Below are 18,588 nucleotides of genomic sequence, written 5' to 3'. Positions count from 1 at the left end.
GCCTTATGCCTGGATTTTATGGCAGATTTTTATATGCCAGGTCTTTTTTTTATATGCCAAGACTTTTATAAAGGTACGGTCAGTTTTTCAGTTTTATCAGGTTCTGATGCCATCTCTTTTTTTGCTGTAGAAGAGCCGAACATAAAATTAATAAATTTGACATACCATGCCGCCGACTGGATCTGGATAATATAGGCAAGGGCGATCAGCAGTGCAATGGTCATTCCTTGTTTGCCAAAGGCTGTCATGGCAATGGCAAGGGCAATGGATAAATCCCGCATCACGACACCAAAAACCATGGCAATGGCATCTTCTCTTTTAAACAGCAATCGACCGATCACAGTTAAGAACACATATGATATCAGGTAAAAAACAGCCAAAGGAACCAGTATGGTAACAATATCTCCGGGGTTTGAAATAATATGCCTGGCCTTAAGAGACATGGCCAAAAATGCAATCAAAACCACCCCAAGTGCTGAAAATGGAGGGAATTTAGGTTTTATTTTTTCATTCCAATGTTTTGTTCCATATTTTTTCATTCCGAAAAACTGGGTAAAAAGACCTACAACTAAAGGTAAAAACACGAAAATAGCAATCTGTTTGAACATATGAAGCATGTTAACTTCAATGGTTGCACCCATGAATACTTTTGTAAAAACCGGCGCGGCAAGAGATCCTATGACAAGGCCGAATACAACCATTTTAATGGCAGCTTCCTTGTTTCCTTTTGCAAACCCGGTCCAGGATATGGTCATGCCTGATGTTGGAAGAACGCCGATCAAAAACAGCCCAACAGCCCAGAGTCCGAATTTTTCAGCCTCGCCTGATAAAAATATTTTCCCGATGAAAAATGCAATTATAGGAATAAATATAAAATTAATGAGCTGTGTAACCAGTTGGAGTTTGCCATCATGGCCTTTAAAAATGGTTTTCACATTTAATGTCACCATCATGGGGTAAACCATTATAAATGTCACCGGGATAATAAATTGTTTTAAGGATGATGCGTCAAACAAATATCCGTAGATCAATCCGAATATCATGGAGACAGGAATAGCCCAAACTAAATTTTTTTGTATGAATGATAATATTTTCAGCATGATACAGATTCCTTTCTTGTTTTGGTTTTGTGAATGTTTGGAAATAAATTTGCATCGGTATGAGGTAAAAACTGGGCCTTGGTAAACTCTTCCATAAACCCGTTGTTACTTGAAAAATCAAGATATGTCATTGTGTTTGAAATGGCGACGGCCCGGCTTCGAAAGGTATTGGAAAGAAGCGCCATATAAGCGCCTGCTATGGAACTGTTGCCCATATATTTAAATTTTTCTCTTTCAATATCGGGTAGCAATCCTATGGTTATGGCCTTTTCAACATCAAGATATTGTCCGAAACCGCCGGTGATAATCATCTGGTGAACAGAAGAAAAATCCATTCCAACCTGTTCAAGAAGAATGCTGAATCCTGCATATACGGCTGCCTTGCTCAGGATCAGACTCTTTATATCAGACTGGGTAAAAATAATATCTTCTTCTGAATCAATATTTTTGCCAAATTCAATGATAAATGCCGGTTCATCATTAAATCGTGTAAATCTTGGATGATCCGGTTCCATTATAAATTTTCCATCCTGACCAATAAGTTGCTTTAACAGCATTTCAGACAGCAGGTCTATCATGCCTGACCCGCAAATACCCCTTGCAGGTTTATTTTCCACAGTTGAATAGGCCGGTTCAAACGAATCAGGAGCAAGGATTATTTTTTCAATAGCCCCGTCTTCAGCGCGCATTCCCCATCTGATGCCGCCGCCCTCAAAGGCCGGACCTGCAGAGCAGGCTGCAGTCATAAGAAACTCATTATTACCCAGAACGATTTCCCCATTTGTCCCAATATCAATAAACAAGGTGAACTCTTCCAATTGATGAAACCCTGTATAAAGAACACCTGATACAATATCTCCGCCAACATAGCCGGCAGGTCCGGGCATGACAAAAACACCTGCATAAGGTGCAGCCTTTAAACCGATTTCCCCGGCTTTCATAATGGGGAATTGAGAAACCGTAGGAATATAAGGTTCTCTTCTAATGTATTTTGCCTCTATTCCCAACAGCAGGTGAGTCATGATTGTGTTCCCGGATATTACGATATTTTCCACCTGCTTATGGTCTTCCTCAATTGAATCCAGGGCTCGTTTTGTCAGATTGTTGATGGTTGAAACTGCCATTTTTTTTAATTTTCCAACCCCGTCTTTTTCAGAGCATATGATTCGGTTAATCACATCATCTCCACACGCAGCCTGTCTGTTATGACCAGAGGCAGCACTGAGAACTGCACCATCAGCCATATTCACAATATAAACGACAATGGAGGTGGTTCCCAGATCCACGGCCATTCCAAGGGATTTTTTTTCATCATGGGCTGCAGGAGAGACGTCAACGATTTCCGAAGAACATTTTTTCCATAGAACAGACGCAACAACTTTGAAGTGATCATTCCTGACAGACGCTGTCAGTTGACGCATTACCCTGATATTGGTACTCATTTTGGAGATGTCATATCCAAGTTTTTTAAGCGCCCGGGTTAATCTGTCAAGGTCACTGACAGTGTCCTCAAGTGTTGGCAGATCAAGCTGCAGAGGAATCTTTTCCACGATGGGTTCAATTTTTTCCACAAGGCCTGAAAGTTTTTTTGTGGCCTGTTCCCCCATACCCGCTGCTTTAAGCTTTTTCTCAATGGTTTCTTCGGGAATTTTGACAATAATATCTTCTAAAATCTTTGATTGACATGCCAGAACATATCCTTTTTCTTTTTCCTTGTCACTTAACAAAGAAGTTTTTTTAGAATCCACTTTACCTGATTGTATGATCAGTCTGCATTTACCACATGATCCCTTGCCATTGCATGACGCATTAACATAAATATCCGCTTTTTGGGAAGCTTTCAAAAGATTGGTTCCGGCACTGACAGTCACTTTCTTTTTTCCTGGTTCAAAAATAACGGTATATTCTTTTTTTTCGGTTTCATTTTCAGACGATTCAAACCCTTTTTTTGTAATAAAATAAATGGGGCATGAGGGTCTGAACTTGCAATAAATATCAGGATCACGACATTCCAGGCATTCTTCGCAAAGAAAAATATTGTGTTTCATACAGATGTAATTTGTTTCTCGATCAGGGTGATTGATACAATTACCCATTTTTAACCTCCGTTTTTTAATGATTCAATTTTTATAGTGCATCATCCAGGCTCTTTGTAATGGTGATTTCAGGTTGAAGACCGACAAAGCGCTTAATTTCTTTTCCATTCTTAAAAAGTATCAGAGTGGGAATACTTTGTACCATGTATTTTGTTGCTAATTTTTTATTTTCATCAATATTTACCTCAACAATAGAAGCACGATTGAGATATGTTTTTGTTATTTTTTTTATGATGGGCTCCTGTGCTTTGCAGGGCGCACACCAGTCCGCACTGAAATCCATCAGAACAACACCCTGTTCTATGTTTTCCCAGAGTTTATCTGTTCTCATTTGTTCACCTCCATTAATAATTTGGGTAAAAAAGCAATTATGAAAATGAATATAATCAAAAAATATGCCGGACAACAATTTCACAATTTAACAGAAGTCTTAAAAAGTTATAATATATTGAAAATAAAGCAAATAAAAAGCTTAAAAATCTTTTAAGAGGATGTTGTCTCAACAAAAAGACAACTCAATAAAGTAACGTTACACCGTTAATTGGGTTGCGCATTGTACCGGTTGAGTGTATATTTCATATCATGCAATATGAAAGTTTTGAAAAATTCAGACAGTGACTTTCAATCTTTGCTGTGGGCAAACCAAGGTGAAAGACCAGGGCTGCCTATGGCAGTTATATGAAAAAATAAAACATGGAGGAAAAGCATGAAGGAAATGGTTTATATTCTTATATTTTTAGGGGTGTATATCCTTTTGCAGGTATATATACTTCCGAAAATGGGAATCTCCACATGAATGAAAGATGCCTGTCAGGTGACAGACAATCAAAAGGACAAAGAAAAGACAACAAAGGAGAAATCTCAACTATTAAAATGAAAACCTATCAATTATGGAATGTTAATTTTTTAAACCAGATTCTTGATACCATGGCGGAAGGTTTGTTTACCCTGGACGATCAGGGAGTTATCACGTCCTGGAACAGGTCCATGGAAAAAATAAGCGGCTATTTGGCACAGCAGGCTGTTGGGAATACCTGCCGCCTGATCCAATGCAGCAGGTGTTTTGGTCAAACCTGCCCTGCTGATATCAATAAGTGCGGAGTTATTCAACACGGGAAAACCGAAGCCAAGGAATGTTTCATCCGGCATAAAGACGGTTATGATATCCCTGTCATAAAAAATGCAAGGCTTGCCCGGGATGAAAATGGTCAGATTCTTGGCATTGTTGAAACTATTACCGATTTGACCGAACTAAAACAGATAAAAAAATCTGCTGAAGAAGCCCAGAGAAAACTAAAAAAAGCCTACAGGCTTGGAAATATTATTGGAAAAAGCATTGTGATGCAGACTGTATTTGATGCGATCCGGTCTGCTGCAAACAGCCGTGCCACAGTTCTTATCCAGGGTGAAAGCGGAACCGGAAAAGAACTGGTTGCCGGGGCCATTCATTATAACGGCAACAATGACTCGGGTCCGTTGATTACTGTCAACTGTTCGGCACTTTCCGAGACCCTCCTGGAAAGTGAACTTTTTGGTCATGTTAAAGGTGCCTTTACCGGGGCACACAGGGATAGAAAAGGCCGTTTTGAGGAGGCGGACGGTGGTACCATCTTTCTTGATGAAATAGGAGAATTAACGCCCTATATGCAGATAAAACTGCTTAGAGTCATCCAGGAAAGAGAAATCGAAAGGGTAGGGGAATCCAAAAAAAGAAAGATTGATATCAGGATTATGGCGGCAACCCATAAAAATTTGTATGAACTCACTCAACAAGGAACATTTCGAGAAGATCTGTTTTATCGATTAAAGGTTTTTCCAATTCATGTTCCCCCGTTAAGAGAGCGCCGCGAAGATATCCCATTGCTGGTAAGTCATTTCATTAAAAAAGGCAATAAAAGGGAAAACAAAAACATAAAAGGCGTTGACACACAAGGAATGAAACGATTGATGGAACACCTTTGGCCCGGAAATATCAGAGAACTTGAGAATGCAATTGAACATGCTTTTGTTATTTGCAATTCAAACCACATTCAACTTGCTGATCTGCCGGTGGAGGTGCGGGAAAACCATGCATATCCGCAAACCGGTTTTGAGCTTACCCGCCCGGTCCAAACCGGTTCATACGGAACGCAAAACCAGGTCAAGTTGACAAAACAAGATCTTTTAACCTTATTGGAAGAGTGTCATTGGAATAAAGCAGAAGTTGGCAGACGAATTCAAAAAAGCCGGACCTCTGTGTGGAAGTACATGAAAAAATGGAATATCCCCTTGCAAAAGCTGTAACAAACTGTTGATAACGCAATGAAAAAGCAATTGATATCAGCATCTTTTGTCCAGAATGTTGATGAGCCGATTGATTTCCGGTTTGTTGATGCAGAAATCGGCATTGATTTTATTGCATTTTGTGATCATCTGTTCATTGATCAAGCTGGAAAACATCACCACATAAATATCTTTTAGATCCGGATCGGTTTTTACCTGATGGCACAGGGTTAATCCATCAAGAACAGGCATGTCAATGTCGGATATCAACACAACATTTTTTATGTTTCTGTCTGAATTGTTTTTATACTTCTGAATTAAATGATCAAGTGCTTGACCACCATTGACAAACGGTTTTATGTTTTGAAATCCAGCTGTTTGAAGTTGTTTGACAACGGCTTTACGCATTGTGGGAGAATCTTCTGCAAAAACAATTTCCAAATTTTCCCGCTGGACGAATGTTGCCTGATCTAAATTTTCCTGTGAGATTTGTTCGATAAGCGTTTCAGGAAAAAATTCAGCCAGAATGTGTTCTAAATCCAGAATCAATACCTGAGTATCATCGACATTAACGGAACCTGTAAAAAAAGAATTGTCCTCAAACAAGTGGTCAAGAGGAATAAATTCTTTCCAGGGCAGCCGGTATATTCTGTTGACACCTTGAGCTTTAAAACTGTTTATGGTCTTATTAAATTCCGTTACAACGATAATTTCTTTGTCAAATTTTTGCTTAATATCAATATCAAGTATCTGGGAAAGATCCAGCAAAGGAATGGTTCTATTCCTGTATAAAAGCATGCCGGATATCCCGGACTGCGTTCCCGGCAGGGACGTAACAAGCTCGGGATCATACATTACAATTGACTGTACCTTGTCGACATTAACGCCAAAAAGCTGATCATCTACCAGTATGGTTAGAAGCTCCATCTCTTTGGTTCCTGTTCCAAAAGTTGTATCTTGTTTATTCATTTTATTTGCCTTTAATTTTCAAAGTTGGTTTTTAAAATTGATCCTTCAAACTGAAGGATAATATTAACTTGCTCATGAAAAGCCTTTGGGTGAACTTGTCGCACACTTGCCCATACTGTTTCCCATAAAGCTTGCAGCGCTCATTTTTTTTGTCACATCCTTGCTGTTGCAGCCAGGGCAGGAAATATTTTTTTCTTCACCTGCAAAAACCAGTTTTTCAAACTCTTGTTTACATTGATTGCAGGTATACTCAAAAATCGGCATAACAGCTATCCTTTCATATCAGATTATAGATTTGTTTTTCATGTATCTTTTACGCTCCCAGATACGCTTTTTTTACATCAGGGTTGTTGAGCAATTCATCTGCAGGTCCTTCAAGGACAAGAGATCCATTTTCAATCACATACCCTCTCTGGGCAAATTTTAAGGCCAGCCGGGCATTTTGTTCAACCAGCAGGATGGTGGTTCCCAGATTATTGATTTCTTTTAAAGCCTCAAACATTTCAAGCATGAGAAGAGGGGCAAGCCCCATGGAAGGTTCATCAAGCAGCATGATTTTCCGTGCGCTCATATACCCCCTTCCAACAGCCAGCATCTGTTGCTCGCCACCGGACAATGTTCCGGCAAGCTGGTCTTTTCTCTCCTCAAGTCGGGGGAACAGATCAAATACCCACCTTCTATCTTTTTTGATCTGATCTGTGTCTTTTCTTGCAAAACAGGCCAGGGTGAGATTTTCCGTTACCGTAAGATTGCCAAAAACCCTTCTTCCTTCAGGTACATGGGATATGCCGAGTTTTGAGACGACCTTATCAGTATTGTATTTAAGGATATTTTCTCCTTCAAATTCAAGAACAGATCCCGGTTCAGCCGGAACCATCCTGGAAATTGCCCGCAAAGTAGTACTTTTGCCCGCACCATTGGCTCCGATAATGGTTAAAATTTCACCCGCTTCGACAGAAAAATCTATTCCATGAAGAGCTTTTATATTTCCATAGGAAACCCTTAAATTTTTTATGGTAAGCTGCTGCATCAGGTTAAATCCTCCTTGCCCAGATAAGCTTCAATTACTTCAGGATTATTTTGTATCTCTTCAGGCGGCCCCTGTGCTATAACTTCTCCAAATACCAGGGTTTGAATATGCTGGCATAATTCCATTACAAATTTCATCCTGTGTTCTATCAAAAAAATAGCTATTTTAAAATTTCGATGCACCTGTTGAATAATTTTAATCATTTGAACCAGCTCATCAGGTGTCATGCCTGCCGTGGGTTCATCAAGAAAAAGAATTTTGGGGTTGGTGGCCATGGCCCTTGCCATTTCAACCCGCCGTTGTGCCCCATAGGGCAGGTTGGTTACCATTTGATGAGCATGCTGCTTGATATCAAACAGTTCAAGCAGACGATAGGAATTTTCTTCAATCCTGGCTTCCTGTTGCCTGCATTTGCGGGTATTAAAAAATGATCCGATCAGCCCGTAGGACAATTGTGAATAATGGGCCATTTTAATATGATCCAGAACACTCATGTGCCGCCACAACGCAAGATTCTGAAATGTTCTGCCCAGGCCTTTGGCGGCAATTTCATTGGTTTCAAGCCCTTTGATGTTTTCATTTTCAAGGGTGATGGAGCCTTTTGTGGGTGTATAAACACCTGTAATCAAATTAAACACCGTGGTTTTACCCGCACCATTGGGCCCGATAAGACCTGTGATCTGCCCGGGTTCAATGGTCAGGTTATAATCATATACCGCTCTGAGACCACCAAAATAATGCGTCATATTATTTACATTGAGCAATGCGGACATGGTCAGACTCCTTGTTCTCTTTTGTGTTTGGATCTCAACAGCTTTTTGGCGTTGATCTGAGTAAAGGAGATCAGACCGTAAGGACGGAAAATCATAACAAGGATTAAAATCAGTGGTATGATAATCCATTTAAAAAGCTCAAGCGGTCTTAAAGCCTCTCCCAGGACATTGATGCTGACAGCACCCACAATGGAGCCTACAATGGAGTTGAGCCCGCCAAAATAAACCATGGCAAGAATTTCAGCAAGACGGTTGATGCTGAACATGCCCGGATTGATATAGGCAAGGACATGGGCAAATAATCCACCGGCAATACCGGCCCAGAATGCACCAAACATAAAGGCTGTCATTTTGGTTTTACGGGTTTTTACTGTCATGGATTCTGCGGCAGCTTCATCATCTCGAACGGCATTTAATGCTTTTCCCATAATCGAGGTGACAAAATTGTGTATGATCCAGATGGACAGCATGGTCCAGATAAAAATAATAGGCAGAGGTGCATAATCAGGCTGCCCCCCCATTCCTCTGGCACCGCCGATAACATTGAGGTTTTCTACGGCACTTTTCACGATAAACATGAATGCAAGAGAAATAATGGCCAGGTAGTCTCCTCTGGTTCTAAAAGAAGGAATCGCCACAAGCAGCGAGCCCAGTGCAGCTGCAAATCCACCGGCTAACAGGGCAAAGGGAAAAAGCCATGGACCCAGGGCAGGCGATAAAACAGCTGTCCCAAAAATTTTGTCATTCACAAAAAAATAAAGGGTTAAAATGGAAGATACATATGCACCCAGTGCCATGAATCCGGGGTGAGAGCAGGAAAATTCCCCCTGGTATCCGTTAATAACGTTGATACTTACGGTTAAGATGATGGAAATCAGCGTCAGCTTGACAATAAGAATCCTGTAGTCATTAATGCCTGCCCATAGATGAAGCACTCCATAGAAAAAAATCAAATGGATAACGGCAGAAAGCCATACCGGAGTTTTTTCAATCATGGCTGCTATGGGGTTGGTGAAAAAAGTTGTGGTTTTTGCGATCAAAAGAACCGGAATAACATATACGACAAGATCATACCCGACAGCACCCGGTATCATCATCGGTTTTTTAAGCATAATCAAAGCGCCGAATAAAACCGGTATTTTAGGCAACCCCAGATAATAGGATATATAATCATAGCCCCAGTAATACTCTATGAGTACTGCTGCAAGAATACCCAGCAACCAGCCCAGTATCGGCACAGTTGAAAACATAAGTTTGATTTTTTTTATTATTTGCATTTAATTTTCCTGTATCTGTCCGGTTAAAGAATTAAAGCCTTAATTTTGTGCTGTGTTCCATTCCAAAAAATCCCCTTGGTCTGTATGTCAGGATAAGAAGGATAATGGAATAGGCGATTAAATCTCTTAAGGTTGACGGGAAAATCGTGGCAACAAATATCTCGATAAATCCCAACAGGTATCCGGCAAGCGCTGCGCCTTTTATGGACCCCCGGCCGCCCAGAATAGCGGCAACAAAAGCTTTCCAGCCGATAAGAACTCCCATATACGGATCTAATATCGGGTAAGCCTGTCCATACAAAATTCCGGCAACCGCAGCAAGACCTGCACCTATGGCAAATGTCAGCGGTGCCATAATATTGAGGGACACCCCCATCAAAGGGACGGCAAGAAAATCATATGACATTGCCCTCATAGCCATCCCCCATTTTGTTTTCTGGATAAACGCATGAAGGGCAAGCATTAAGAGAAGCGACAGGATAATAATGAGTATTTTTACATTTGTAAAATAAACACCACCGATATTATAGGCAACAGATTCCATCAATGGCGGAAAGCTTAATCTTTTCGCACCCAGCAAGATCAGGATACTTGTTTCAAAAATAATACCGATCATCAACCCTGTAATGGCAGCAGATGCCCTGGGAGCTGATCTCAAGGGCCTGTATCCTGCAACTTCAACAAAAACACCGATCCAGGATGCAAGAAACATGGTAATAACAACTGTGGCAATAAAGATCAGAGGTCCGGGTAAAAAGGGCGCAAATAAAGCAATAAAGAGGGTTGCAATCCCAAAGCCGATATAAGTGCCCAGCATGAAAATATCACCATGGGCAAAATTAAAAAGCATTAAAACGCCATAGACCATTGAATAACCAATGGATATAACAGCGTAGAAACTTCCTCTCTGGAGGGCGTTAATCAGGTTTTGAAGAATATACGGTATAAATTCAATCAAAGATTCCATTCATCAACTCCTGTCAGTATTAAACATGAAAGACTGCTGTACACGAGCGGCACAGCAGCCAGACAATAAATTAAAGGGTATTATATTTTTTTAGATATTTAAGGACAACTGGATTTATAAAATTCATATTCACCATTATCGCTGATTTTAACGATGACAGCACATTTGATCGGATCACCTTCGTCGGTAAAGGTCATATTCCCTGTAATACCCGCAAAATTTTTGATTTTGGCAAGACTGTCCCTGACAGCTGTCCTGTCTTTTTCAATTCTGCCGGTAAGTTTTCCAATATCCTGAATAGCCTGCTGAGCAAGACGCAGCGCATCCCATGTCAGAGCTGCCACATCATCGGGAGTGTAGCCGTAAGTGTCCGTATATCTGTCGATAAATGCCTTGGTAGCACCTTTGGCACCTGCTGCTGCATAATGTGATGAAAAAAATTGTCCATAACAAGGTTTCCCGCAAAGCTCTATGGTTTCCGCAGAGCCCCATGAGTCTGATCCCACGATTGGCCCTTTCCAGCCAAGGTCCTGGGCCTGTTTGACGATCAAAGGGACTTCATTGTAATACTGAGGGGTAAACAGAACCTGGGCACCGGATTTAACAATCTGGGTTAACTGTGAAGAAAAATCCGTATCTTTTGTTGTAAAGCTTTGATAAGCAACAACAGATCCTGCACCATGTTTTTTCTCCCATGCGTCTTTAAATACTTCGGCCAATCCCTTTGGATAATCAGAGGCGACATCATAAAGGACAGCAGCTTTTGTAAAGCCGAATTCTTCAGTGATAAAATTTGCCACAACAGGGCCCTGGAACGGATCTAAAAAGCAGCCACGGAAAACATAAGGTCTGTCAAGGGTTGTATTAGGGTTGGTAGACCAGGGACTGATCATAACGGTTTTGTATTTATTGGCAACTTCACCGGCTGGAACAGCCTGTTTTGAAGATTGGGGGCCGACAATGGCCAAGACATCATCCTGGGTGATCATTTTCGTGTTTGCCTTTACGGCTGATTCTGCTTTTGACTCATTATCTTCGATAACAAGTTCAACTTCATATTTTTTATTGCCGACTTCAAGGCCACCTGATTTTTCAATATCTTCAAGCCACATCATTGCGGCATATTTGGTGCCTTCTCCAACTTTTGGAATATCTCCGGTCAAAGGTGCATTAATACCAATTTTGATAATCGTTTTTCTTGCACTAAAACATTGTGAAGAAAATATCATGGCAAAAACAAAGGACACAACTACTAAACAAACAATTTTTCGCATTTCCCCTCCTTTAAACATTAAATATTTCAAACACCAGATAAGGTTAATTTATATGTAAAAACAGAGCTTAAGTAAAGGATAATCAAGTAAAGAAAGGATAATAGTGTGGGGGTAAATTTATTTTACAGGAGGGTGTACTTCAAATTCGTTCATTTTATAAAGCAGGGTTTTATAACTGATTTTAAGTATTTTTGCAGCCCGTGATCTGTTCCAGCCAACTTTTTCCAAAACAAACGCTATAACTTCCTTTTCGACTTTATCCGAAGCCAGTTTTTTGATTTTTTTCAATGAGATGTCTTCAAATAATTTATCCGAACTTGTGGGTAAACCGACAAATTCGGAAATAATATCGGATTGATCAGACACAAACTCATTATTCTCAAAAATTTGATCTGCATTGAATTTGTTATCTTCCAGGGTATGAGGTGTTATGTCATGGTTGTTTTTTGGAAGCTCGTTAAAAATTTTTTCCCATGAATTTATAACCATTTGTTTTTTAATGCAATTTTGTAGCTGCCGAACATTTCCAGGCCATGGATAATTGCAAAGTTTTATAAGGGTATCTGAGTCGGGTTTACTGCCATGATTTTCAGGATACTCTGATTTATAGAGATTGAAATAATATTCAATTAGTGCAGGAATGTCTTTTTTTCTTTCCCTCAGCGGTGGAATATCAATTTTAATAATATTCAACCGATAAAACAAATCCTCTCTAAAGGTCTTTTGTAGCATGCATTGTTCAAGATTATGGTTGGTGGCTGCAATGACCCACACATCGGTTTTAAATTCCTGATCTGATCCAAGGGGAGAAAATTCACCGCTTTGAAGCACATGAAGCATTTTTGACTGTAATGCCATTGGCATATCACCAATTTCATCAAGGAAAAGAACGCCCTTGTCTGCTGTCTGAAATTTTCCGGGACGTTTTTTATGAGCTCCTGTGAAAGCGCCTTTTTCAAACCCATAGAGTTCGCTTTCAAGTAGTGTTTCAGGCAAGGCAGCACAATTGATTTTTACAAATTTTTTTGAAGATCTTGTAGATTCAGCATAAAGATTTTGAGCAACGACTTCCTTTCCTACACCGGTTTCGCCGGTTATCAGCACATTTAAACATGTATTGGCCACATGGCTGATCAGTTCTTTTATTTTCAATATCGGTTTGCTTATGCCGATCAAAGGTATGGTCATAAGTATTATCTTAATCTCTTGTTTATCAGTAATTTGTTACTTGTCGCTATCTATTATTTGTCGGTTTCCCGGTTAATTAATCCGGAAACCATATTTTCAATTTTGAACAGATCGACCGGTTTAAAAAGAACGATATCTGCTTTGGCTTCAGAGGCCAGTGCCCCCGGTTGATCGCCATATCCTGTCATTGCGATAATTTTAATATCAGGATATTCTTTTTTTATAATGGAAATCAGCCCTACACCACTGATATTGGGCATAACAAGGTCAGTAATAAGGCAATTAAAAACAATGGAGGTACTTTTGATCAATTTTAAGGCGGCAAAACCATCAACAGCAGTTTCTACTTCATACCCCATTGAATTAAAAAAATCATAAAATGTTGATAAAATGTCTTCATTATCATCAACGATTAAAAGCTTTTTTGCATCTGCCATTAGATACCTTTTAAAATTTACAAGGAAAGTATTGTATTAGTTATTAAATATAATAAATTTGTTGGCCCTTGCAAGAAAAAAATAAAATAGTTATGAATTTATCACCACTATTTTATATACGAAACCAGTATATAAGCAACAAATAAGATTATGAACATACAACCGGTTCTTTTGCTTATGCCTTTATTCATAAAGGCTATAAGTCCCAATAAGACACAAATAAAGATCATAAAAGGAAATTGAAAAAAGTGAAGATGTCCATCTGTCGCCATTGGATTGAAAATACCGACAGTTCCCATAACAAGACAGATATTAAAAAGATTTGAACCGACAACGTTTCCCACGGAAATATCGCTTTCGCCTTTTGCTGCTGCGACAGCTGATGTGGCAAGTTCGGGCAGGGATGTTCCCAGCGCAACAACAGAAATTCCTATAAAAGTTTGAGAAAGACCAATCTTTGTGGCAATTTTTATGGCTTCCTGAACAACAAAATTTGCACCATAAGAAAGCGTAACAATACCGATGATGACGAATAAAATATTTTTAATAATATTCCGAAGGGTTGGTCTGACAATAGGGGTTTTGTTGTTTTTATCTTTTGCAGTGATAAAACCATATATCAGAAAAATAATTAATAAAAAGATCAAGATCAATCCATCGGTTCGCCCTATATATGAATCCATGCATAGCAACCAGAATACCAAAGAGATAAAAATAAGGTAGGGAATTTCAAATAAGGCCACCTGTTTTTTTATGGCAACAGGCATTATAACAGCGCTTACTCCCAACACAAGAGCAATGTTGATCACATTACTGCCCAGTATGTTTCCAATTGATATGCCGCCTGACCCTTTATATGCAGCCACAAGGCTGACCAGCAGTTCCGGTGCGGAAGTGGCAAGTGAGACAATGGTCAGGCCAATGACAACCGGTCTGACGGCAAACATGACAGCGGTTGAAACTGCTCCTTCTACTAACAGCCATGATCCGGCATACAATAGGAACAGGCCAAGAATTAGTATAAATGCTTGTAAAAACAATTGATTATGCCTAATATCCTTTTCGGGTTATGCTTAAGGTTCTTGCCAAAGTTCTAAATTAATATTATAAGGCGTGCATAATATAGCACGCAGAATGATTTAGCAATATGATAATTTAGAATTTCGGATAAGGAAGACGCGATGAAAAAAAGCATCATCAAAAGCACGGGGATGTTTGTTCCGCCAAATGTCATTACTAACCATGACCTTGAAAAAATGATTGACACCTCTGATGAATGGATAAAGCAAAGGACAGGGATCGAGCAAAGATACTGGATTGATCAGGAGGGTGCGACCGGGTCATCTGATTTAGGGTTTGAAGCTTCCAAAATGGCATTGGAAAATGCAGGCTGGACAGCGAAGGATATTGATTTTATCATTTTTGCAACACTAAGCCCGGATATCATGTTCCCCGGCTCAGGATGCCTGCTTCAGGCAAAACTGGGTCTTGATTCCACACCTGCACTTGATATCAGACAGCAGTGTACGGGATTCCTTTATGGCCTTGCCACGGCAGATGCCTATATAAAATCTGGACTTGCCAATAAAATCCTGCTTGTGGGTGGAGAAGTCCACTCTTCGGGCCTTGACAAAACAACCAGGGGTCGGGATGTTACTGTGATATTCGGTGATGGCGCAGGCGCTGTCTGCATTGAAGGTGTTGAAACCGATGAAACAGCCGGTGTGATCACCTCTTCACTGCACGCAGATGGCAATTTGGCTGAAGCATTAATGGTAGAGCTTCCGGCCTCAAGACTTCCTTTGCGGGTTCCGCCGGATGCGTCTTTTGATGATCCCAGATATTATCCAATCATGGATGGGCCGGCCATATTTAAAAAAGCGGTGAGACTGCTGCCCAAAGTCATAAACGAATCTCTTAAAAAAGCCCGGATCAGTCTGGATGATATTGATCTGATCATCCCTCATCAGGCCAATATCAGAATAAATCAAGCCCTTGGACAATTCTTAAAACTGGATGACGATAAAATTTTTCACAATATTCAAAAATATGGGAACACTACGGCAGCAAGTATCCCGATTGCACTCCATGAAGCAATGGAACAGGGCCGTATAGGTGCATCAGGAGATATCGTTCTTTTTGCGGGCCTGGGTGCCGGACTCACATGGGGCAGCGTAATTTATAAATTTTTATAATGACCCGTTAAATAAAGTATCAAGATAAAATTTTGTTGCCGGATCAAGGTCAATGGAATCAAAATTATAAGACTCATCCATGTTTTTTTGTTTGATATGATCCCTGATCTGTGAAGCAAGAATTTTGCCCAGTTCAACACCGAACTGGTCAAAGGGATTTATTCCCAGTATAAATCCTTCATATACGGTTCTTGCTTCATAAAAGGCCAAAAGCATGCCGAGACTCTCGGGTGTCAGATTATTGATAACCAGGGTGGACGAAGGTCGGTTCCCTGTGAAATATTTTGCCTTGTTATCATCGTTTTTTCCCATTGCCAGCGCCTTGGCCTGTGCAATCATATTGGCCCATAATTCCTGATGGTTGTAAACCCCGTTTGATCCGGCCTGATCCTTATTGTAAACCGGTGTTACAACCCCTATAAATTCAACGGGAAACGGACTGCCCTGATGGGCAAGTTGAAAAAATGAATGCTGGGCGTTTGTGCCTGGCTCTCCAAAGATAATAACGCCGGTCTTATGATTTATAAGTTTCCCGTCAAATGTAACACCTTTGCCAAGGCTTTCCATGTACAATTGCTGCACATGGGGGGCAAGTTCGGACAGGGCGCTGCAATAGGGAATGATCGCCTGTGCCGGATAGTGCAAAAAATTGGAGTTCCATATGCTGATTAAAGCGGAAATTAAAGGGATATTTTCCTTTTCCGGGGTATTTACGGCATGTAAATCCATTGCATGGCAACCGTTTAAAAAGCGTGTGAAGATATCAAATCCAAAGGCAAGGCTCAGCGGAAGACCTCCGACGGCTGAAGTCACAGAATACCTCCCACCGATGAAATCAAACATATGAAAAGAATCAAGAACCGGATTTGCAGGGTTATCCCCGGGGCTGCCCTTGGCGGTAACCGTTACAAGATGGCTGGACGGATCAAGGTTATTGTTTTTTAAAAACAATAAAACCTGTTTAAGATTGGCCATGGTTTCAGTTGTGGTATATGATTTTGAGATGACAATCCAAAGGCAGGTTTCAGGGTCAATGGCTTTTATGACCTGTCCGAAATTATCAATATCCACATTGGAAAGAAAATGAAGATTAATATTCGGTTCAATACAATTTTTTAATGCCGTATAAACAAACTCGCACCCAAGATAAGACCCGCCGATCCCAATAACTACCGCATCCTTAAACGATTTTCCACTATCACTTCTGATTTGACTGGTATGAATTTTTGCAGAAAATTCTTTGATTTGACTGTTTACACGGTTAATTTCAGACATGACATCCATGTCAGTCAAATTAGCAGGATCAGGGATAAAACCCCGTGCAGCAGTGTGAAGAGCTGCCCTGTTTTCCGTTATATTAACGATTTCACCAGATATCATTTGGGAAAATTTTTTTTTTGCCTCAGCTTGTTTTGCAAGATTCAACAACTCTTCCATCACACGATCATCTATCCGTTGTTTGGAAAAATCATAGAAAAATCCATCAAATTTTAATGAAAAGTTTTCAAGTCTTTTTTTATCTTGAATCATATGTTTCAAATGAAATTTGTCTTCATTAAAATTTTTGGCAAGACGGTTTAGATTTTTACAGGCGCTAAGGTCATTGAATCGTGTCTGAACCATTTTATTCTCCCATTGAAATTTTCGCATTTTTTAAACATTGCCTGAACAGTTTGATTATCATACGCAAACCTTTACCTTGGGTCAAGATCGGTTTGAGAAAATACCTTGACAATTTAACCCTTTGGCAATTAATTATACGTCATGGAAAATGCTATAATAAAGACACTCATAAAAAAAGGGGTAAAAATCCCCAATCCTGAGTCCGTTTATATATCAGATGATGTCAATCCCGACAGAATTTCAGGTGAAAATGTTACCATTCATACCGGCTGCAAGATCATCGGAGAAAGATCCTTGGTGATGAGAAATTCTCAACTCGGGCATGAAGCACCGGTAACACTTGAGAACACATTGGTTGGTGAAAATACAAAATTAAAGGGTGGTTTTTTTACCAATGCTGTTTTTGCAGGTGACAATTCATTTGGTTCTGGCGCTCATGTAAGAAACGGCACTATACTGGAAGAACAGTCCAATGCGGCGCATACTGTAGGGCTGAAGCAGACAATTTTATTTCCCTTTGTTACGCTAGGCAGTCTGATTAATTTCTGCGACTGTTTAATGGCCGGAGGAACCAGCCGTAAAGACCACTCTGAAGTGGGTTCTTCTTTTATTCATTTTAATTATACACCCAACCAGGACAAAGCCACGCCTTCCATGATGGGAAATGTTCATCAGGGAGTCATGCTGAATTCAAAACCGATTTTTTTAGGCGGGCAGGGCGGACTTGTGGGGCCTGTCAGGATCGGATACGGCTGCATCACGGCAGCCGGGTCCATTATTCGAAAAAACGAATTAAAGCAGGGTCGTCTTGTGCTTGGAGGGGCGTTTAAAGAGGTTTCAGTTCCACGGCAATATGATGTTTACACAAATATTTCTCATATTTTTAATAATAACATTCACTATATTGCAGGGCTTATTTCATTAAAATCCTGGTACAAACACATCCGGCCTCTTTTTGTGTATGATGATTTTTCCCGTGCATTGATCAACGGAATGCAGAAAAATCTGGATATGTGTATTAAAGAAAGAATCCATCGATTTAAAATTTTTTGTGAAAAATTAAATTTATCAAAAGAAATCCTCCTCTCAAAAACAAATGATAAGAGTTCAAAAGCAATTCTAATCCATGATAAAGCCATGGATAAATTTAAGCTTGCCTCCCAGATTTTTAACGCAGAGGTGGGCAATAAAAAAATAAATAAAAATGGAGAAGCGTTTATTTTTGCTGTTGAAAAAAAAATAGAACAGACTGGGAAAAAATACATAAAAACAATTCAAAGCCTGAGTCCGGATGAGAGTAAAAAAGGTATTCAATGGCTGTTTGATGTTGAACAAAATATGGTTGAACAATTACTAATCTGACTGAAACAAATACATCCAAAACTATAAATCAGGAA

Annotated in this window: 17 protein-coding genes; 3 read left to right on the top strand and 14 right to left on the bottom strand. The window is 39.9% G+C overall.

Translation table 11 applies throughout. The features are described 5' to 3' along the window. Nucleotides 1-65: 65 nt before the first annotated feature. From TOL2_RS11725 to trxA, 3 genes are read right to left on the bottom strand one after another with little or no spacing between them, the layout of a single operon-like run. Nucleotides 66-1,100: an arsenic resistance protein gene (locus tag TOL2_RS11725; protein ID WP_014957653.1), complete on the bottom strand. Its 1,035-nt coding sequence runs from the start codon at nucleotides 1,098-1,100 to the stop codon at nucleotides 66-68. Next, complete coding sequence (locus TOL2_RS11720; protein ID WP_014957652.1) at nucleotides 1,094-3,196, bottom strand: ASKHA domain-containing protein; 2,103 nt, start codon at nucleotides 3,194-3,196, stop codon at nucleotides 1,094-1,096. Before TOL2_RS11720 ends, TOL2_RS11725 begins: the two co-directional genes overlap by 7 nt. A gap of 31 nt (nucleotides 3,197-3,227) precedes the next feature. Further along, nucleotides 3,228-3,611 (bottom strand): thioredoxin, encoded by a 384-nt coding sequence (trxA, locus tag TOL2_RS11715; protein WP_269764197.1) that lies wholly within the window; start codon nucleotides 3,609-3,611, stop codon nucleotides 3,228-3,230. Between the two features lie 458 nt (nucleotides 3,612-4,069). Here trxA and TOL2_RS11710 point away from each other — a divergent pair, with 458 nt between their 5' ends. Further along, entirely contained in the window at nucleotides 4,070-5,479 is a 1,410-nt protein-coding gene (locus TOL2_RS11710; protein WP_014957650.1) for a sigma-54 interaction domain-containing protein, read from the top strand. Nucleotides 5,480-5,515: 36 nt separating this feature from the next. Here the strand turns inward: TOL2_RS11710 and TOL2_RS23640 are convergent, their stop codons facing one another. The 10 genes from TOL2_RS23640 to TOL2_RS11660 all read right to left on the bottom strand — a co-directional run bounded on the left by TOL2_RS23640 (nucleotide 5,516) and on the right by TOL2_RS11660 (nucleotide 14,413). Then, nucleotides 5,516-6,427 (bottom strand): chemotaxis protein CheV, encoded by a 912-nt coding sequence (locus TOL2_RS23640; RefSeq protein ID WP_014957649.1) that lies wholly within the window; start codon nucleotides 6,425-6,427, stop codon nucleotides 5,516-5,518. Between the two features lie 72 nt (nucleotides 6,428-6,499). Further along, nucleotides 6,500-6,691: an FmdB family zinc ribbon protein gene (locus TOL2_RS11700; RefSeq protein ID WP_014957648.1), complete on the bottom strand. Its 192-nt coding sequence runs from the start codon at nucleotides 6,689-6,691 to the stop codon at nucleotides 6,500-6,502. Nucleotides 6,692-6,740: 49 nt separating this feature from the next. Next, nucleotides 6,741-7,457 (bottom strand): ABC transporter ATP-binding protein, encoded by a 717-nt coding sequence (locus TOL2_RS11695; RefSeq protein WP_014957647.1) that lies wholly within the window; start codon nucleotides 7,455-7,457, stop codon nucleotides 6,741-6,743. Next, entirely contained in the window at nucleotides 7,457-8,230 is a 774-nt protein-coding gene (locus TOL2_RS11690; RefSeq protein WP_014957646.1) for an ABC transporter ATP-binding protein, read from the bottom strand. The genes TOL2_RS11695 and TOL2_RS11690 overlap by 1 nt, the downstream gene beginning before the upstream one ends. A 2-nt stretch (nucleotides 8,231-8,232) precedes the next feature. Continuing rightward, nucleotides 8,233-9,507, bottom strand: coding sequence for a branched-chain amino acid ABC transporter permease (locus TOL2_RS11685; RefSeq protein ID WP_014957645.1), 1,275 nt, complete (start codon nucleotides 9,505-9,507; stop codon nucleotides 8,233-8,235). A 31-nt stretch (nucleotides 9,508-9,538) separates the two neighbouring features. After that, nucleotides 9,539-10,474 carry a branched-chain amino acid ABC transporter permease gene (locus TOL2_RS11680; protein ID WP_041279459.1) on the bottom strand — a complete coding sequence of 312 codons (936 nt, stop codon included), beginning with the start codon at nucleotides 10,472-10,474 and terminating at the stop codon, nucleotides 9,539-9,541. Between the two features lie 98 nt (nucleotides 10,475-10,572). After that, the gene (locus TOL2_RS11675) at nucleotides 10,573-11,748 is read right to left on the bottom strand and encodes an ABC transporter substrate-binding protein (RefSeq protein WP_014957643.1); all 1,176 of its coding nucleotides are present in this window, start codon (nucleotides 11,746-11,748) and stop codon (nucleotides 10,573-10,575) included. A 117-nt stretch (nucleotides 11,749-11,865) separates the two neighbouring features. Further along, entirely contained in the window at nucleotides 11,866-12,936 is a 1,071-nt protein-coding gene (locus TOL2_RS11670; protein ID WP_014957642.1) for a sigma-54 interaction domain-containing protein, read from the bottom strand. A 53-nt stretch (nucleotides 12,937-12,989) separates the two neighbouring features. Further along, entirely contained in the window at nucleotides 12,990-13,373 is a 384-nt protein-coding gene (locus TOL2_RS11665; protein ID WP_014957641.1) for a response regulator, read from the bottom strand. Nucleotides 13,374-13,480: 107 nt separating this feature from the next. Then, nucleotides 13,481-14,413, bottom strand: coding sequence for a calcium/sodium antiporter (locus tag TOL2_RS11660; protein WP_014957640.1), 933 nt, complete (start codon nucleotides 14,411-14,413; stop codon nucleotides 13,481-13,483). A 141-nt stretch (nucleotides 14,414-14,554) separates the two neighbouring features. Between TOL2_RS11660 and TOL2_RS11655 the strand changes: the two genes are divergently transcribed. Then, nucleotides 14,555-15,568: a 3-oxoacyl-ACP synthase III family protein gene (locus TOL2_RS11655; protein WP_014957639.1), complete on the top strand. Its 1,014-nt coding sequence runs from the start codon at nucleotides 14,555-14,557 to the stop codon at nucleotides 15,566-15,568. Here TOL2_RS11655 and pgi read toward each other — a convergent pair. Continuing rightward, nucleotides 15,563-17,191: a glucose-6-phosphate isomerase gene (gene pgi / locus TOL2_RS11650; RefSeq protein ID WP_014957638.1), complete on the bottom strand. Its 1,629-nt coding sequence runs from the start codon at nucleotides 17,189-17,191 to the stop codon at nucleotides 15,563-15,565. The genes TOL2_RS11655 and pgi overlap by 6 nt on opposite strands. A 141-nt stretch (nucleotides 17,192-17,332) precedes the next feature. Between pgi and TOL2_RS11645 the strand changes: the two genes are divergently transcribed. Next, on the top strand, nucleotides 17,333-18,553 hold the full coding sequence (locus TOL2_RS11645; RefSeq protein ID WP_014957637.1) for a UDP-N-acetylglucosamine pyrophosphorylase: 1,221 nt from the start codon (nucleotides 17,333-17,335) through the stop codon (nucleotides 18,551-18,553). The last annotated feature ends 35 nt before the right edge of the window (nucleotides 18,554-18,588 follow it).

Source organism: Desulfobacula toluolica Tol2 (assembly GCF_000307105.1).
In the GTDB taxonomy this organism is placed as follows: Bacteria; Desulfobacterota; Desulfobacteria; order Desulfobacterales; family Desulfobacteraceae; genus Desulfobacula; species Desulfobacula toluolica.
This window is presented reverse-complemented; position numbering and strand designations above follow the sequence as displayed.

Excerpts from the sequence above, each read along its gene's own strand:
- TOL2_RS11725 (WP_014957653.1), bottom strand. The coding sequence starts at position 1,100 with ATGCTGAAAATATTATCATTCATACAAAAAAATTTAGTTTGGGCTATT.
- TOL2_RS11720 (WP_014957652.1), bottom strand. The coding sequence starts at position 3,196 with ATGGGTAATTGTATCAATCACCCTGATCGAGAAACAAATTACATCTGT.
- TOL2_RS11710 (WP_014957650.1), top strand. The coding sequence starts at position 4,070 with ATGAAAACCTATCAATTATGGAATGTTAATTTTTTAAACCAGATTCTT.
- TOL2_RS23640 (WP_014957649.1), bottom strand. The coding sequence starts at position 6,427 with ATGAATAAACAAGATACAACTTTTGGAACAGGAACCAAAGAGATGGAG.
- TOL2_RS11700 (WP_014957648.1), bottom strand. The coding sequence starts at position 6,691 with ATGCCGATTTTTGAGTATACCTGCAATCAATGTAAACAAGAGTTTGAA.
- TOL2_RS11695 (WP_014957647.1), bottom strand. The coding sequence starts at position 7,457 with ATGCAGCAGCTTACCATAAAAAATTTAAGGGTTTCCTATGGAAATATA.
- TOL2_RS11690 (WP_014957646.1), bottom strand. The coding sequence starts at position 8,230 with ATGTCCGCATTGCTCAATGTAAATAATATGACGCATTATTTTGGTGGT.
- TOL2_RS11685 (WP_014957645.1), bottom strand. The coding sequence starts at position 9,507 with ATGCAAATAATAAAAAAAATCAAACTTATGTTTTCAACTGTGCCGATA.
- TOL2_RS11680 (WP_041279459.1), bottom strand. The coding sequence starts at position 10,474 with ATGGAATCTTTGATTGAATTTATACCGTATATTCTTCAAAACCTGATT.
- TOL2_RS11675 (WP_014957643.1), bottom strand. The coding sequence starts at position 11,748 with ATGCGAAAAATTGTTTGTTTAGTAGTTGTGTCCTTTGTTTTTGCCATG.
- TOL2_RS11670 (WP_014957642.1), bottom strand. The coding sequence starts at position 12,936 with ATGACCATACCTTTGATCGGCATAAGCAAACCGATATTGAAAATAAAA.
- TOL2_RS11665 (WP_014957641.1), bottom strand. The coding sequence starts at position 13,373 with ATGGCAGATGCAAAAAAGCTTTTAATCGTTGATGATAATGAAGACATT.
- TOL2_RS11655 (WP_014957639.1), top strand. The coding sequence starts at position 14,555 with ATGAAAAAAAGCATCATCAAAAGCACGGGGATGTTTGTTCCGCCAAAT.
- pgi (WP_014957638.1), bottom strand. The coding sequence starts at position 17,191 with ATGGTTCAGACACGATTCAATGACCTTAGCGCCTGTAAAAATCTAAAC.
- TOL2_RS11645 (WP_014957637.1), top strand. The coding sequence starts at position 17,333 with ATGGAAAATGCTATAATAAAGACACTCATAAAAAAAGGGGTAAAAATC.